At 62.7% G+C, this 16534-nt stretch carries 16 protein-coding genes; 2 read left to right on the top strand and 14 right to left on the bottom strand.

The window, feature by feature from the left end; genetic code table 11:
• Nucleotides 1-39 precede the first annotated feature (39 nt).
• From scpA to BX592_RS22620, 10 genes are read right to left on the bottom strand one after another with little or no spacing between them, the layout of a single operon-like run.
• Nucleotides 40-2172 (bottom strand): methylmalonyl-CoA mutase, encoded by a 2133-nt coding sequence (gene scpA / locus BX592_RS22660; RefSeq protein WP_243849677.1) that lies wholly within the window; start codon nt 2170-2172, stop codon nt 40-42.
• Nucleotides 2169-2990, bottom strand: coding sequence for a Pnap_2097 family protein (locus tag BX592_RS34560; RefSeq protein ID WP_243849676.1), 822 nt, complete (start codon nt 2988-2990; stop codon nt 2169-2171). The genes scpA and BX592_RS34560 overlap by 4 nt, the downstream gene beginning before the upstream one ends.
• Nucleotides 2987-4285, bottom strand: a complete 1299-nt coding sequence (locus BX592_RS22655) for an MSMEG_0569 family flavin-dependent oxidoreductase (protein WP_134194706.1) — start codon at nt 4283-4285, stop codon at nt 2987-2989. The genes BX592_RS34560 and BX592_RS22655 overlap by 4 nt, the downstream gene beginning before the upstream one ends.
• A gap of 14 nt (nt 4286-4299) precedes the next feature.
• Complete coding sequence (locus BX592_RS22650; protein ID WP_134194704.1) at nt 4300-4584, bottom strand: MSMEG_0570 family nitrogen starvation response protein; 285 nt, start codon at nt 4582-4584, stop codon at nt 4300-4302.
• A gap of 29 nt (nt 4585-4613) precedes the next feature.
• Nucleotides 4614-5795, bottom strand: a complete 1182-nt coding sequence (locus tag BX592_RS22645) for an MSMEG_0565 family glycosyltransferase (protein ID WP_134194702.1) — start codon at nt 5793-5795, stop codon at nt 4614-4616.
• Nucleotides 5792-6814 (bottom strand): sll0787 family AIR synthase-like protein, encoded by a 1023-nt coding sequence (locus BX592_RS22640; RefSeq protein WP_134194700.1) that lies wholly within the window; start codon nt 6812-6814, stop codon nt 5792-5794. The genes BX592_RS22645 and BX592_RS22640 overlap by 4 nt, the downstream gene beginning before the upstream one ends.
• Nucleotides 6811-7380, bottom strand: coding sequence for an MSMEG_0567/Sll0786 family nitrogen starvation N-acetyltransferase (locus BX592_RS22635; RefSeq protein WP_134194698.1), 570 nt, complete (start codon nt 7378-7380; stop codon nt 6811-6813). Before BX592_RS22635 ends, BX592_RS22640 begins: the two co-directional genes overlap by 4 nt.
• 3 nt (nt 7381-7383) lie before the next feature.
• Nucleotides 7384-8520: an MSMEG_0568 family radical SAM protein gene (locus BX592_RS22630; protein ID WP_134194696.1), complete on the bottom strand. Its 1137-nt coding sequence runs from the start codon at nt 8518-8520 to the stop codon at nt 7384-7386.
• Nucleotides 8489-9556, bottom strand: coding sequence for a Nit6803 family nitrilase (locus BX592_RS22625; protein ID WP_134194694.1), 1068 nt, complete (start codon nt 9554-9556; stop codon nt 8489-8491). Before BX592_RS22625 ends, BX592_RS22630 begins: the two co-directional genes overlap by 32 nt.
• Nucleotides 9557-9568: 12 nt before the next feature.
• Entirely contained in the window at nt 9569-10051 is a 483-nt protein-coding gene (locus BX592_RS22620) for an MSMEG_0572/Sll0783 family nitrogen starvation response protein (RefSeq protein WP_134194692.1), read from the bottom strand.
• Between BX592_RS22620 and BX592_RS22615 the strand changes: the two genes are divergently transcribed.
• Together BX592_RS22615 and BX592_RS22610 are read left to right on the top strand one after the other, a co-directional pair.
• Nucleotides 10050-10433, top strand: coding sequence for a hypothetical protein (locus BX592_RS22615; RefSeq protein ID WP_134194690.1), 384 nt, complete (start codon nt 10050-10052; stop codon nt 10431-10433). The two genes, BX592_RS22620 and BX592_RS22615, sit on opposite strands and share 2 nt — an antisense overlap.
• 12 nt (nt 10434-10445) lie before the next feature.
• Nucleotides 10446-11837 (top strand): aminotransferase-like domain-containing protein, encoded by a 1392-nt coding sequence (locus BX592_RS22610; RefSeq protein WP_134194688.1) that lies wholly within the window; start codon nt 10446-10448, stop codon nt 11835-11837.
• A 243-nt stretch (nt 11838-12080) separates the two neighbouring features.
• Here the strand turns inward: BX592_RS22610 and BX592_RS22605 are convergent, their stop codons facing one another.
• The 4 genes from BX592_RS22605 to BX592_RS22590 all read right to left on the bottom strand — a co-directional run bounded on the left by BX592_RS22605 (nt 12081) and on the right by BX592_RS22590 (nt 16172).
• Nucleotides 12081-12323 (bottom strand): SymE family type I addiction module toxin, encoded by a 243-nt coding sequence (locus BX592_RS22605; protein ID WP_134194686.1) that lies wholly within the window; start codon nt 12321-12323, stop codon nt 12081-12083.
• 407 nt (nt 12324-12730) lie between these two features.
• On the bottom strand, nt 12731-14449 hold the full coding sequence (locus BX592_RS22600; protein ID WP_134194684.1) for a coiled-coil domain-containing protein: 1719 nt from the start codon (nt 14447-14449) through the stop codon (nt 12731-12733).
• An 80-nt stretch (nt 14450-14529) separates the two neighbouring features.
• Complete coding sequence (locus BX592_RS22595) at nt 14530-15009, bottom strand: hypothetical protein (protein WP_134194682.1); 480 nt, start codon at nt 15007-15009, stop codon at nt 14530-14532.
• Nucleotides 15006-16172: a dsDNA nuclease domain-containing protein gene (locus tag BX592_RS22590; RefSeq protein ID WP_134194680.1), complete on the bottom strand. Its 1167-nt coding sequence runs from the start codon at nt 16170-16172 to the stop codon at nt 15006-15008. The genes BX592_RS22595 and BX592_RS22590 overlap by 4 nt, the downstream gene beginning before the upstream one ends.
• Nucleotides 16173-16534: the final 362 nt, after the last annotated feature.

Here is a 16534-nt window from a genome sequence, read left to right as displayed (position 1 = left end):
GAGACGTTCGACAGCGTGGGCTGGCAACAGCGCGACAGATCAAATTCGCGCGTTGGGGAGCACAGTTGACCACTCGCATGCAGTGTCCATTGCATCACGGTCGCAGATCTGCACAAGCCCCAACACAATGTCGCTCACGCCGCTACCGACCGGAAAGCATGCCGCCACGCCCGCATGCTGCAACATCCGCCGGCTCTCCGCATCGAGATTTCCGCCAACCACAACCGGCACCTCCAGGTGTCGCCTGCGCAATTCCTCCAGCAATTCGAGCACGCGCGCGCGGTGCGCACCGGCTAGCGACGACACGCCGATCATATCCACCTGTTGTGCCATCGCCTGCGAGCACACATCGGCGGCCGACGCGAACAACGGGCTCGCGACGACCTCAAAGCCCGCATCGGTCAGCGCGGCGGCGACCACCCGCGCACCGCGATCATGACCATCCTGACCGAGCTTGGTCATCAGCACGCGCGGCCGCCGGCCGAACGCGGCGCTCACTCGCGCGACCGCATCGCAAGCCGCGCGCCATGCCGGGTCTTCCGATAGCGCATCGTGATAAGCACCCGCCCCGACCTGCAGCGCGACCGCGTGCCGCGGCCATACGGCTTCGAGCGCCTGCGTGCATTCGCCGACCGTCGCGCGTGCGCGCATGCAATCGATCGTCAACGCGAGCAGATTGCGGCGGCCATCGCGCGCTGCCTGTTCCAGCATCCGCAGTGCGGCGCTGACGCGCTTGGCATCCCGCGTCGATTTCACATTGGCGATGCGGCGGGCCTGTTGCCGCGCAACCTGCTCAGCATCGAAGCCCGAACCGTGCGCGCTCGCGCGTTGATCCGGCTCATCATCTGTTTGCCGATAGTCATTCACGCCGACAATGACCCGCTCGCCGCTTTCGATCTGCGCCTGCACCTCGAGCGCGCTGCGATTCAGACGCTCACGCGCCCACCCCGAACGGATCGCACCCACCATCCCGCCTTGCTGGTCGATCTCGTCAAGCAACGCATGCACACGCGCCGCGATATCCGCGGTCAGCGCTTCCATCATGTACGAGCCGGCCCACGGATCGATCACATCGCAGATGCCGGTTTCGTGCTGCAGCACCAGCTGCGTGTCGCGCGCGACGCGTGCCGATCCCGCGCAGGGCAGTGCGAACGCTTCATCGTACGCATTCGTGTGCAGCGACTGCGTGCCGCCGAATACCGCGGCCAACGCTTCGACGGTCGTGCGCACGATATTGTTGAGCGGCTTTTGCGCAGTCAGCGACCAGCCCGATGTCTGGCAATGCATGCGCAGTGCACGCGCCTGATCCGAACCTGCGCCGCATTGCCCGGCCAGTGTCGACCAGACAAGCCGCGCCGCGCGCAGCTTCGCAATCTCGGCATAAAAATCGGTGCCGACGCCGAAGAAGAAGCTGATGCGCTTGCACACCTCGTCCGCACGCATGCCGCGCTCGACGAGCGTGCGCACATATTCGCGCGCGTCGGCCATCGTCAGCGCGAGTTCGAGCACCGGGTCGGCGCCCGCTTCCTGAAAGTGATAGCCGGACACCGACAGCGCATGAAAACGCGGTGCATGGCTCGCCAGATACTCGACGACGTCGGCTGCGATACGCAACGACGGTTCCGGCGCGAAGATGCACGTGTTACGCGTCACGAACTCTTTGAGAATGTCGTTCTGGATCGTGCCGCTCAATTGCGCCGCAGGCACACCGCGCTCTTCGGCCGCGACAATGAAGGCGGCCAGCACCGGCAATACCGCGCCGTTCATCGTCATCGATACGGACGTGCGCTCGAGCGGGATCTCCGCGAACAACCGCGCCATATCATCGACCGTATCGATCGCGACGCCGGTCACGCCGACATCCGCGATGACTCGCGGATCGTCGGAGTCGTAGCCGCGCTGCGTCGGCAGATCGAAGGCGACCGATAGCCCTTGCGCGCCTTCCGCAAGCGCGGTGCGAAACGCGAGGTTGGTATCCGCCGCTTGCGCGTAGCCTGCGTATTGGCGGATCGTCCAGCGCCTGCCGGTGTACATCGACGCGTAAGGGCCGCGCACGAACGGCGCCTCACCCGGCAGGCTGTCCGGATGAGCGAGACCTTCCGTCTCCGCGCGCGTATAGAGCGGCTTGAGTTCAACAGCGCGACGATGCCTGCGCGCGGACCGTCGCTTCATCGCCGCCTCCAGTGTTTTTCGGTCATCACGTCGGCGATCTTGCGGCCGTCGCTCGCGCGGCGCACTTCGCTCCAGTGCGCGATGCCGTGTTCGCCGGTGCGCTCGCCGACCACGTGCACCGCGAGCGTATCGCCGAGGTCGACGTTGCCGTAGTAGTAAAGCGAACGGCTCGCGACCACCGGCGGCTCCGGGAAGCGATGCCGCTGCCACTCGGCGCGATCGACGAAAGCCTGGAAGTTCGCGAAGTACAGGAAATCCGCGCCGTTGAAATCGCTGTTCGGACACGGCAAAAACTCGGCGGGTGCGCAGCCGGTCGCCGTCAATCCGTCGGCAAGCGCCGCATCCCCCGCGCGCAGCCGCTTGCCGAGTTCGATCATCGGCACCGCTTCGTCCGGCACCGGGCTGATGTCGCCGGGCAAGGCCGACAGCGCCGCACGCGCGATGCAACGGTTGCCACGCGCGCCACCGCGCGTCACGAACGTCGACGACATCGCGATCTGCGCAAGCGGCACGCCGTCCCGCTGCACGCGATGGGTGCTCACGTGCCGCACCGCGCCGGTCCGATGCAACGTACTGCCGATGTCGAATTCGTCGTTCTCGGATAGCGCGTCGAAGCCGAATGCCTGCAGCCGGATCGCGGTAAAGGCCGCGTACGAGCGGTGCCCGCCGTCGTCGCCGAAGCTGTGAGTCGCGCGACCTGCGTGCGCCGCAAGCGCTTCCCAATGCCGATGCCCGCACTCCTTGAGCAGCCAGTTTTCCGAGAGACCGGTGTAGGTCAGCTGCGGCATGCCGGCCCGATAGCGGTCGACCGTGATCATGCGGCAAGGCTCGCGGACGTTGTCTGCGAAGCCGTCGTGGACGCGCGGATGGCGTCGACCACATGCTCCGCGTCGCGCGCGATACCCGAGAAACGCCCTGAGCCCCACGTATGCAGCCACGGCAAGCCAATAAAGTAGAGTCCTGCTTGCGGCGTGATACCGCGTGTGTGCGCCGGGTAGCCGCGCCCATTGAACACGGGTGCGTCGATCCAGCTGAAGTCCGGCGTAAAGCCGATGCACCAGATCACCGATGTAATGCCGCTTGCCGCCAGATCCAGCGACGTGCGCTCGTGCGGCGGCCGCCAGACCGGCTGGTACGGTTCGCCCGGCGGTGCGTCGATGCGCTGCCGTTCGATGAACGCGTCGATACTGGCGTTGATCCGGTTGTACGTGTCGTCGGCACTGTCGAGGTTCGCGATCAGATTCGGCGCGAACTGCAGTTGGCCGTCGCGCAGGTCATCGAGCCGGCCATACAGTTCCATGCCTTCGTGCGCGAAGCGCCGCAGATCGATGTCGCGGCCACCGTCGCGGCCGGTCACATAGTGATTGGTATTGTCGCGCACGCCTTCGCGCAGCGGATGCTGGTCGACCGGCATGTCGTAGTAGCGCATGTCGGCGAGCCAGTCGACCACGTCGCGGCCGCGATAGAAGCGCGCGCAACGGGGCGCTTCGCCGACCGCGAGATAGACCTTGCGGCCCGCCAGATGCAAATCTTCCGCGATCTGCGCGCCGGACTGGCCGGAACCGACCACCAGCACCGCGCCATCGGGCAGGCTTTGCGGGTTGCGGTATGCCGACGATTGCCATTGCGCGATGCTTGCCGGCAGCCGCTCGGCCATGCGCGGCACGATCGGCGTGTGGTAACCGCCTGATGCGACCACCACGTGATCGGCGGTCCAGTTGCCGTTCGACGTCGAGACGGCGAAGCGTCCGTCCGGTTGCCGCTTGACCCGTTTCACTTCGGTATGCTCGAGAACCGGCGCATCGAGCTTCGCGACGAAACCGTCGAGATACGCGACGATCTGATCCTTCTTCATAAAGCCGTGCGGATCGTCGCCGCGATACGGATGACCGGGCAGCGCGCACTGCCAGTTCGGCGTGACGAGGCAGAACGTATCCCAGCGCTGCGTGCGCCACGTGTGAGCGAGCGTTGCCTTTTCGATCACCAGATGGTCGATGCCGGCGGCCTTCAGGTAGTAGCTGATCGACAGTCCGGCCTGACCGCCGCCGACCACGATCACCGTGCGGTGCGGCACGTCGTCTTGCGGTTGCGATGCCAACGTTGCGTTTGTCATGATGCTGTTCCCGTTCACGAGAGTTCGATCACTTTCACTTCGGCGGCCGGGTCCGCGGCAAAGCGCTCCGCGTGCTGTTCGATCTGCGCAAGCTGGTCGAGCGCCGCCGAACACGCGAAGCCGTACTTTTCGCGCACGCGTTCGGAGCCGATATGCAGCGCCTCACGCGCGCGCGAGACGAAATCGGCGAGCGGATAGTGCTGCCCGGCAATAAAAAAGTCGCCGACCACCGTCGACGGCGAGTAGCAGTTGATCTCTTCGCCATCGGGCCACTGGACCCGGAAATGCATGACGGGCATCAGACTCTCCTTTGCATTCGTTGAATGGTTCACAGCGCGGCCGCGTGCATCCGCTCGCGATACAGCGCGAGATGGCGCAGCGCGCTGGCGCGCCAGCTGAAGCGTTGCAGCAGCGCGGACACCGCGTCGGTGAAATCGATGCCGCGGCGATCGTCGATCGCGCGCTGCAACGCCGCGGCAATGCTGGACGCGTCGTGCGGCTGCGCCCAGTAACAGACGCGGTCGTTCAGGTACCCGGTGAACGGCGCGATCTGCGACACCACCACGGGCGCACCGGATGACAGCGCTTCGAGCACGACAAGGCCGAAGCCTTCGCGCAGCGAAACCATCGCGACCACGTCGGCGCGCCGCATCAGCGCTGGAATCGCGTCGTCGTCGAGCGCGCCGGTCACGACGATTGCTTCGCCGGGGCCGATCGATAAACCGAGTTCAGCCGCACGTGCCGTGAAACGCCGCGTGTACGCGTCGTGGTCGAGCAGACTCGCGCCGCCCGCAATGACGAGCTGCGCATCGCGCCGCGTCTTTCTCAGCAGCGCAAACGCTTCGAGCAGTTGCAGCGTGTTCTTGCGTTCCTCGATACCGCCGACCGCCAGCACGAGCGGGTCGCCGCGCACGCCGAGCTCGGCGGGCAGCATCACATCGTCCATTTCGCGCGCCGCGCGAAAACGCTGGACGTCGACGCCGTTATTCACCGTCACCGCGTCGATGCCGAAGCGGGTTTTCATCGTCTGCGTCCACGCTTCGCTCACGCAGAACACCGCGTCGGCGTCTGCGTACGCGCGCTGCTGCCAGTGCGCGAGGCGAGGGTCGCGAAACGCGTCGAGATGGTGGACCGTGCGCAGATAGCCGCGTATCACGCCGTCGGCGCGCAATTCGGCGAGCGCGTTGCCGCTGATGCTGTCCTGTGCGTGCAGCACGTCGAAACTGGCCGGAGCCTGCGCGCGCAGCGTCGCAATGAGCGCGTGCTTGAGCGCATCGATCCGCGTTTGCACCATCGATGCCGTATCGGCCGCGCGCGACGCGACGTTCGCCAGCACAATCCGGCACGGCGATGCGCGAAACATCGGCGCGTCATGCTCGGTTGGCGCGAATATCGTTACGTCGTGTCCCTCGGCGACGAGCGCGCGACCGAGTTCGAGCGTATGGACCACGCCGCCGCGCGGATTGACTGAATGCGTGAACAGCGCGATACGCAATGTCGTGTCGCTCATGCCGGCTCCTTTCGCGGCACGTCGGCCACCGCGCGGGTGGAGTCGTTTGAAGGTGCGCCGATAAACGGCCGGTCGGCGAAATCCCATAGCTGGGCCGCATCATCGCGCTGCGTGAGCACCACTTCGCGCGACGCATCGAGCGCGCCGATCGCCGCGCAAGCAAGACCGCGTTCTTGAAACCGCGCGAGCACGGCGTCGACCTGCGGCGCGCGCACCGACAGCAAGAAGCCGAAGCTCGGAAATGCGCTGAGCCAGCGCTCGAAATCGACGCCGTCGGGACGCGGAATCGCATCGAGGTCGATCCGCGCGCCGACGCCCGAGCATTCGAGCAGCATCAGCGACGTGCCGAGCACGCCCGCCATGCTGATGTCTTTCGCGGTATCGCACAGGCCGCTTTCGGCCAGCATCGGTAGCAGTTCGAGGTCGCCGCGCAACCGTTCGGCGGGCGCTCCGACCGACGCGTTCCAGAACGGATACGGATCTTCGAAGCGGCCGCGCAGATCGACCGCCATCACAAGGCGATCGCCTGCGCGCGCATTGAAACTGGACAGCAGCTTGTGCGCGCGGCCGATAATCGACACCGCGAGCTGCGGCTGCGCACTGCGCGTATTGCTGTGGCCGCCGACCACCGGCACGCGGTACGCGCACGATGCGGCGGCGATGCCGGCGAGAATCTCGCGCGCCCGTTCGGTGCCGTCGCTCCACAACGCGTCGACCACCGCGAGCGGTCGGCCACCCATCGCGTAGATATCGCTGACGTTGACCATCACGCTGCTATAGCCGGCAAACCACGGCATCGTTTCGACGAAGTCGCTGACGAGCCCTTCGATCGCAAATAGCAGATACCCGTCATGGTCCGCCAGCGCCGCGCAATCGTCGCCGACCGCGACCGCCTGCGCGAGATCGGCGACGCCGCCGGGCAAGCGTTCCGACAACGATGCGACGACGTCCGCGATATCGGTCTTGTGGCGAAAGCCGCGGCTTTCGCGCAGCCGCTGGACCAGTGCATCGACGCTCATGCGCGCCCCCGCGCCGCGGACGTGACGAATCCGCTCTCGGGCGTCGCGCACGGCGGATAGTAGTCGAGGTCCGCCTGCATACGATGATGGAGCCTGCCGAACAGCATCTCCTCGGCCACCGTATGCCAATGCAGGCGGCGGAACAGCGGCACGTTCTGGCTCTGCACATGCGCGTCGAACCTGTCGCAACCGAGCGCGTGCGCACTGGATACGGCGAGCCGGATCAACGTCGAACCGAGCCGCCCGTGCGAACGGAACGCCGCGTGGACCGCAAGGCGCGAACCGAGCCATACGCGCGGCGCGGTCTCGTGAATCCGCACGGTGCCGACCACCTGCTCGGGCATGCCCGCGACGCAGCTCAACGCCACCAACAGCTTCGCGTGACGGTCGATCTCGTCGCGGTCGTCGCCGGCGAAAATGCCCTGCTCGATGCAAAACACCGCGCGCCGCAGCGCGTAGGCGCGCTCGGTTTCCCACGGCAGCGTCGCCCATTTGATGCGGTACTCCGCCGGCGTGAATTCGAGCGGCGCCGCTTCGCTAGCCAGATCGAAGGTGTCGCAATACATGACTTAAGCCTCGTACGATGCAAGCGACGAACACGCGCCGCATTTGCCGCAGCCGGCCTTGATATCGGCTGAACGCATCTGCGCGTCGCGCAGCATCGCGCCAAGCGGCGCGAGAATCGACTTCATGAATTCCGGCGATGGCGCGGGATGGTCTTCGAGCGGCGTGCCGCTGATCGGCACGAACGGCACGACGAACGGATAGACGCCGAGCGCGATCAGCTCGCGCGACATCGACAGGATCGCGTCCGCGCTGTCGCCGAGGCCCGCGAGCATGTAGGTGCTGACCTGCCCACGCCCGAACACCGCGACGGCTGCCTTGAACGCGTCCATGTAACGCGACACCGGCACGCTCGCCTTGCCGGGCATGATCCGCTCGCGGACCGCGGGGGTGACCGCTTCGAGATGCATGCCGAGCGTATCGATGCCGCTTGCCTTCATCCGCTCGAACCAGCGGTCGTCGTCGGGCGGCTCGCATTGCGCCTGAATCGGCAGGTCGACTGCCGCTTTGATCGCAAAGGAGCTCTCACAGAGAATCTGCGCGCCGCGATCGGGAGTCGGCGGCGTGCCGGTGGTCAGCACCATATGTTTGACACCGTCGAGCAACACCGCGGCGCGCGCGACTTCGGCAAGCTGCTCCGGTGTCTTGCGTGCAATCGTGCGGCCGGCGGCAAGCGACTGACCGATCGCGCAGAACTTGCAGCTTTTCTTGCGGCTTTCATAGCGGATGCAGGTTTGCAGCACGGTCGTCGCGAGCACGTCGGTGCCGTGCAGCGTCGCGATATGCGAGTAGGGCACGCCATCGAGCGTTTGCAGCCGCGTGAAGCGCGGCGCTTGCGCGAAGCTGATGGTCGCGATTCGAATCGTGCCGCGCATCAGCGTGCTGTCACCCGACGCATCCGGCGCGCCGGCGACGAACGGCGAATCCCACGCGGAACTCGTGTGGACCGGCACCATGATCGGCACGCCATCGACGATCACCGCCTTGTGATCCGACGGGCCCGCGCCGCCGCGACGGCTCGCGGCGCCCGCGTGCGGATCGACAAGGCGCAGGCCGGCGGATTGCAGTTCGGTGCGCAGGTCCATCATCCGCTGCTCGCTGGCGCGCGCGTCAACCGGCGACAGATTCGTGCTGGCGTTCATGGTCGCCTCCTGAGGTTGAATCGGTGGTTGCGCCGCCGGGCCCGGCGGCTGCGGCGGTCTGCATCGGATCGAACGCCGGGCCGAAGGAGGAGGCCATCGAGGCGGCCATCGGCATCGACGTCGTGGCCGGCCGGTCGTTGATCGCGAGGCTCAGCAATTCGGGCCGCGCGTAATGGCCGACTGAGTCCATCATCCGTTTGCGCTTGGTGATCAGCGCCATGTCGAGGTCCGCGATCACCATGCCTTCGCCTTCGCGCAGCGGCTCCGCCAGGTGCTGGCCTTCAGGCGACACGATCGCCGCATGGCAACCGCCGCGCAGCGCCTTCTGAAGCTTCGGATCGGGCGTCACCGATTCGATCTGCGCGTCGGTCAGCCACCCGGTCGAATTGACGACGAAGCAGCCGGATTCGAGCGCATGGTGGCGGATCGTCACCTCGATCTGCTCCGCGAAAATCGGCCCAACCAGCGAACCGGGGAACTGGCTGCAGTGGATTTCCTCGTGCTGCGTCATCAGCGCATAGCGCGCGAGCGGGTTGTAATGCTCCCAGCACGCGAGCGCTCCGACGCGTGCGTACGCGGTCTGCACGACCTTCAGGCCGGCCGCGTCGCCCTGGCCCCAGATCATCCGCTCGTGAAACGTCGGCGTGAGCTTGCGGCGCTTCAGCGCGAGACGGCCGTCCGCGTCGAACACGAGTTGCGTGTTGTACAGGCTGCCGTAGTCGCGTTCGTTCACGCCGAGCACGACGACCATCCGGTGCCGCCGCGCGCGCTCCGCAACCGCCTGGGTGACCGGGCCGGGCACCACCACCGCGTGCTCGTACAGGCGCATGTGATCGGCGCCCGATGCGACCGGCGGACGCACAAAGGAAAAGTACGGGTAGTAGGGCACGAACGTCTCGGGAAAGACCGCGAGCTGAACGCCTTTCGCCGCGGCTTCATCGAGCGCCGCGCAGACCTTGTCGAGCGTGCCGCCGGGCCGCTCGAAATCGGGCGCGAGCTGCACCGCCGCCGCACGGATGATTCGCTGGTCGGCCATCGCAGGTCCCCGTCAGACGGTCCACGTATGGATGATCAGCGCGTCTTCCTTGCGATGCATCAGCTGGAGATCGAGCACATCGAGCGGGTTGATCGGCCGGATGCCTTCGATCAGCGACGCTTCGCCGTGGCCGTACAGCGCCTGCAACGCGAAACGGCATGCATAGACCTTGCCGCCTTCCTCCATGAACTTGATCAGCTGCTTGTTGAAGTTCAGATGGCCGGGAAACGCCTCGTCGCCGAGCGTCGGAAAGCCGCGCTGCAAACCGAGCGTGACGCCGGGCCCGTACAGCAGTACTGACGTTTCGAAGCCTTTGCGCTGCAAACGCGTCGCTTGCAACAGGTTGACGAAACCGATCGAGCCTTCGAAAGCCACGGTATGAAAGGTGACGAGGGCCTTTTCGCCGGGCTCGGCCTTGACGTCGGGAAAGACCTTTTCTTCGTAGTCGACCAGATAATCGCCTTTCTGATGCAATGGTTTCGTGACGGCAGGCATGGTGCTCTCCAATGAGTCGCGTAAGGGATCGAATGAATCTGAAGCGGCCCGCATGGGTATCCGGGCCGGCCCGCTGCATAACGCAACGGATATGCCAATTTCCGGCGCGGTTCATGCAATCAATTGCCGATCAATCAAAGCCAAAAAGTTCGAGCGACCCGAAAAATTCTTTGCAACGCTTGCTGGATGGGGCTTTGCGGCTGATTGCATCGATTGCGTGCGCACCTTCTCTGCGCAGCGGCGATGCGCGCTGTGCGTGCACGTGGTGCGCGATACCCCGCGGACGTGCATTGATGCGATCAATGCAATCAAGCTGCGCGGCGCATCAAAGAAAATTGTTTTCCGGTGGGGACGTCGTGTTATTTTTTTAGCGACCCGTTAAGGAATGCGTATCGTGGACAGCCTCACGCATCACTGGCAGAAGCGGCTGACTGAAAGTCGCAAACCGGCTTATCTGGTGATTCCGGATTTGATCGAGGAAGACCTTGCGAGCGGCCGGCTGCGTCCGCGCGACCGTCTGCCCGGCTTGCGCGATCTGGCCTGCGCGCTGCAGCTGAACTACACGACGATCGCGCGCGCGTATGCGGAGGCGCGCAAGCGGGGGCTGCTGGATGCGCGCGCGGGCAGCGGCACGTTCGTGCGAGGGCGCACGCAGACCTTGCCGCTTGCGGGCGGCAGCAGCGTCGAGATGTCGATGAACATGCCGCCCGAACCGCCGGAACTCGTTGCGCGCCTGCGCGATTCGGCATCGCAGCTGTTTGCGCAGACCGACCCTTACCGGCTGCTGCGTTACCAGGATTTCGGCGGCACGCCGGATGACCGGGCGGCGGGGCGCGCGTGGCTCAAGGATAGATTGCCCGAGTGCACGGAAGACACGGTGCTCGTATGCCCGGGCATTCATAGCGCGCTCGTGGCGCTCGTGTCGCAACTCGCGCGGCCCGGCGAGACGATCTGCCTCGATACGCTCGCTTACCCAGGTATCAAGGCGATCGCATCGCAATTGGGGGTGCGTCTGCAACCGCTGCCGCGCGACGACGAGGGCCCGTTGCCGCATGCGTTCGAAGCGTTGTGCAAGAGCGAAAAGCCCGGCGCGTTCTATTGCAACCCGACGTTGCAGAACCCGAGCACGCTGACGCTGTCGAGCCAGCGGCGCGAGGCGCTCGCGGACGTCGCGTTGCGCTACAGCGTGCCGATCATTGAAGACGATGCATACGGGTGGCTACCGGCGCACAAGCCGGTCGCGCTGGCGACTCTCGCGCCGGATCTGACTTACTACGTGACCGGGTTTTCGAAGACGTTCGGCGCGGGACTGCGTGTTGCTTATCTTCGCGCGCCGAGTGCGCGGCAGGCGCAGCGTATATCGGGCGCGTTGCGCGCGACTACGGTGATGCCTAGTCCTTTTACTGTGATGCTTGCGACGCAGTGGGTTAATGACGGTACGGCGCACGACATGCTATCCGCGATTCGTAGTGAAGCGAATGCGCGTCAGGGGATTGCGGCGGAAGAACTGAATGAGTGGCGGTTCGATGCGCAGAGCGATGGGTTTCATCTGTGGCTGGCGATTCCGTCGTACTGCAACTGGAGCGCGCCGGAGCTTGCGCTGCAGTTGCGCAATCAGGGTGTGGGTACGGTGGCGGGTGCGGCGTTTTCGACTGATGGCAATCCGCCGAATGCGATACGGGTGTGTCTTGGTGGGCCTCAGGATCGTGCGGGTTGCCGTGAGGCGCTAAAGCGGGTCGCTGAAACGCTCAGGGATCCGCATCATTTGCATATGCCGATGATGTGAGGGGGTTTGGAAGTGCTGGCTGGATGGAAGGGCGTGAATGGGCAGTGCCGTAACAGGGGAGTGCGCGAACTCTAATGCCGGTAGTGCCGAAAGACCGTCACATTAGTGCAGGAAAGAAAGACCCCGTGAGCCTTGCCGGTCGCGGGGTCTACGGAGTGTCCTGTCGGCTTTGATGGTAGAAGCTCGGCTACTTAATCAGGCGCTCGTCGGGACATGCCGGTGGCCCGTCGGTAACTACTCAGATCACGCAGGCGTGATAGTAAGCTTGCCTTCTTCAACTTCTACCCGAACCTGACTTGAAATCGGAAACCCCGCTTTCTCCAGCCATCGCCCCGCAAGACGAATCCAAGGCGCATCCGGATAGTCCGGCTTGCAGGTCCAGCAGGAGTAATAGTCCTTAGGACGAACCCAGGGGCGACGCTGACGCGATACGGTCAAGATTCGAACCGAATGGTGCTTTGCTGATTTATGATTGGCCTTAGCCATAGTCAACTCCTTGGTGAGTTGGTTGTGGTTAGCGGGTCGTTTGGGTTGCAGCCCATTCGGCCCGCGCTTTTTCTACTGCCACTTCTCCTTGATGCTGGAATCGTCGGTTCGACGATCACTTCACTTCTATTTGATTAGACATCCAATGCATTTTCCTCGATTGCTGTGATGGATGCAACACGAATTGCTGTTGTCGAATCGAGGGAATACTGAGGTCATCAGCGATTAGTGTTTCTTCTTGAACTCGTTGCGGTGACTCGGCGTATAAGCAGAATTATCCAATGCTGTCTGCGTGCTACATTCACTAAATCAAGAGCACGGAGGCAGACAAAAATAACTGCAGCGGTCCGCATGCTGTCATCTTGCGCGCATTCATCGACGCCGTATGATTTAGCTCGGTTGTTCTATCACGTGGGCTCATCATGTGCTAGCAGATCGCTTCGCTTGCCGAGGTACATCGGCTTGTCCGGTCCACGGTAGCTTGGCAGCCAACGCTTGTCCTTCGACCCGGTTGGGTGGTCATACTCGGTGGACGAAAAGAGAAGCTGGGCATCGTTTGCCTCGCACATCTTCTCGAGCTCCGTGAGGTATCGGGCTAGGTCGGCAGTGTGGAGTTCCTCTTGCTTCGGAGTATCGAGGATCAGGAAGCGGAATGGACGAGATTTATCAGACAGATACGCCTCTAGTAGAGCCGCGTGTATGGCGAGGACTAGTCTGATCGTCGTGCTACTGCTGCCGCCACTGCCGATGACATCAAGCGTTTCGCCTCCGAACGTAAAGCGCAGATTCAAGTCAATGTCGACGTTCGTCGACACATTTTGTGTCTCAAGCGTCTGCATCCACTTCACTGTGAGTTCGCGTAGGGTCAATCGAAGCTTATTGAACTCATGATCGGCTCTACCAGTGTTGGACAGCCCGTCAATGCGATCCTGGATACGATCGCGTTCTCGCTCCAGCTTGAATAGCTTCGAGCGCTCTTCCTTCAACCCAGAGATTCGGCCGAGTTCGCCCTGCACGCCGACAAGTTGCTTGGTCAAGGCCTGCACAGCCGTCACTAACTGATCGACGCCCGAGGTATTGGGCGACTCGAGGTTGTCAACGAGCGTCTGGCGCTCCGCGCCTAGCTCCTCAAGCCGCTCCTCCAATTGCTCAACACGAATCTCGGCACGCTGGCTGTTCCGCTCAAGGTCCTTGATTTGGTCCTTGAGATACAGCAGGTTCTTCCCGTACGATTCCGTGCTACCCAGAAACAACCCGCAGTTCGGCACGCGGCAGATTTCCTGAAATGACGTGAAGACACGCCGGGCCTCTTCGTTCAGCCCGAGGGTCTTGACCTCGCCATCAATTTCCGCCCGGATGGTCTCGATGCCCGCGACACGATTCTGCAGTTCGAAAAGCTCCAATTGCCGAGCTCGAATTTGGAGATCCTTCTGACGCAGGAGTTCCGTGAGCGTCGAACTCGCTGTTCCCCTCGCGTCCACGGATTCACGAAGTCCGTCGATTTGCTGCGTCAGGTTTTCAGCCGTCCGCTGCAGCACCGCTTGGTTTGCATCGCTGTCGTCCACGCCGCGACTCTGGTACTCGAGCACACGCTGTGCAGCAACGATCTTGCGTGTTTGCGCCTCTAGGGCACTCCTCTCTTCGATAAGGGTCTTCTTGACCTCATAGGAATGCTTGGGGTTCAGCCCGAAGGCGAAACGCACCATTTCCGCAAATTGGTCAGCGATGAACGAGTTTGGGGCGCGGTAGGCAGCCGAATATCCGTAGCCTTGTATGAGGTAGAACACCGGCAACAAGGTTGAGATGTAGGGCTGCGCTTCCTCGCCCCTTGTCGACACAAGCCGTGGCGGCTTCAGCCCAAGAAGCTGGAATAGCGCGAGCGAGAAGGTACCCTGTGAATGGTGTTCGGTCTGCTCACCATCGAAGTCAATCGTGGCGTAAAACCCCTCGTTCGTCGCTTCAATGGTGCGGCAGATCGTGAGCGGTTTCCCTTCCGACTCGGCACGCAGGACAACCGCCTTGCACTTCTCAAGGATGTCAGTTCGAAAGCTGTTAGGGAACCCCAGCGCGGACGCAAGCGCACGGACGACAGGGGTCTTCCCGCTGCCGTTACGCGCAAACAGCATCGTGGTCCTGTAGCCAAACTCTAGGAGCGGGCTTTCCCAACCTCCGTCGCCCAGAGATTCGATCTGCAGTGACTTCAGCCTCAATTTACTTCCCCTCTGGCTTGAGCTTCATCCCGGATGTACTGGTAGCTGAGCTCGACGGTTTTCATGGAGAGGGACAAGAGACTCTCTCCCTTCACGGCGTCGTTGTAGACCTTCTTGCCCAAGTCGGTGGAGGCGATCCGGCGTGTCACCTCGTCGATGGTGACTAGCCCCGTCGACTCCAGGAACGTCAGCGCCTTGATGGTCCTGATCCGCAGGTTGCCGGACCAACCAATGTCCTGAGAAGATCCTTTGAAGCCGGCGACAGTCCGCTCCAGACACTCGCCGACCAACTGCCCAATCTCGGGCAACTGGGGCTTGGACTGCCCCTTCGAGATTGCCAAGATGGTCATGGCTAGCAGGGGCAACTGGAACAGAGCCTCGTTGTCGAGCGTGTGCACAGGCGAAGATCCTTCACCAGAGAGGTTCAGCTTGAGGCCGAGCCGCCTAGCTTCGCTGAAAAATTCTGGCGAGCTCATCGCGTTGCTCTCCTAACGACGGCAGCACAGAAAGCTCCGAACACCAGGTCCGTATCCAATGCCGCGAACTTCTTTGCGATGGGCGAGTCAAGAGTTTCTTGAACGAAGTTCTCAAGGTCTCCCAAGACGCCACCTCCGAGCAGCCAAGCCTTGCACTTCTTGTCGATTTCATCGAGCAAGACGTTGAACGTGAAGTCCGGAAACGTATGCCGCGCACTTCTAACCCAGACGTCCCAAGACACCTTGGCTCGCGAGGCCGCCTCGATCATGGATTCAGTGGCGCCCGCCTCCTTTAGCTTCCGCTGAAGAATGGACGCTGCTTTGATGGCAGCAGGGTCGCCCCCTTGCAGCAGGGTCTGGTACACCTGGGTGGAAATGCTCAGGACGTCAAGCAGGTCTTCCAGGCCGACCCCAGTTGCTAGATCGATGTCAGCTTTGGATAGCCCTCCGATGGGAGAGCAGGACTTCTCCTCAACAAGCGTCACCAAGCTTTTTGCGAGGCGTTCAATCTCGTGTTGATGCAGCTCAATCTCGCTGTGCCTCCAGATTGCATTGTGTGCGGCAATACTGAAGGCTTCGAGCGTATCGCCGATGTATTGAACGTTCGGCAGCAAGGAGAGTTTCTTTCGAGCCGCATCAATCTGCTCGGATGACAGTGGACTCTCGGGTGAAATGACTTCCGCGAACTTTTCGATGAACTGACGGATGTACTTCTTGCTGGACGCGCCGGCGGAAAGGTCAGTGACGACGCCGTGAACATCGTCGTTGAAGTGAACGTTACTAAGAACCGTGATTTCACGACACTGGTCGCCGAATTCGACGGTATGCACGAACAGCTTGCCGGCGATGCTGTTGCGGACCGCCTCCAACTTGTCGTCCGTATCCAGCGCACCTGTCTTCTTGAGAGCGAACACCTCCGCGACATCCCATTGCTGGTTTGCCTTGCCCTTGGTCTTCACTTGGAAGAAGTGGTAGTCGACGACACCCGCTACGGTTCTGCGCACGACAAAATCGTCGTGATAATCGCAGTAGACCCGGTCGATCTCTTTGCCGCTCAGGATCTCAAGCGCTGCATAGGCGGCCGCTTGGAACTGCATACGGAACCTTGCGACGGTGGTTCGACCAACTGTCTCGCGCGGCTTTTTATCATGGATGACGTCCATGCCTTTCGCATTATCCCCGGATTTCGTATGCCCGCTTTGTATCACATTTGCGTGCGCTAGCCCACGAGACGTTCTACTGGTCCAACGGGAATTGTGGCACCAGATGCTCATGTAAGCGGCGGCACTGCGACCTCGCCCTATCCTCAAGGTCGTTTTCATCGCGGCTCTGCCTCACTTTGAAGAAAAATTGAATACTGTATAAATATACAGTATTACCTCTGCTGCCGCAGCGTGGGGGCGTGAGCCAGAAGTCATGCAGCCCATCGAAAGCTTTCGGGTAGGTGCATCGTTGTGCCGTGAGTCGACAGGCTGCCTTGGTGGCACTGGCCGTCACGTTGCAACTTAATGTCCGATTGCTCCCA

The sequence above is a fragment of the Paraburkholderia rhizosphaerae genome, from assembly GCF_004366595.1.
GTDB classification, from domain to species: domain Bacteria; phylum Pseudomonadota; class Gammaproteobacteria; order Burkholderiales; family Burkholderiaceae; genus Paraburkholderia; species Paraburkholderia rhizosphaerae.
Note: the sequence above shows the minus strand (reverse complement) of the source record. Positions and strands in the feature narration are given on the sequence as shown.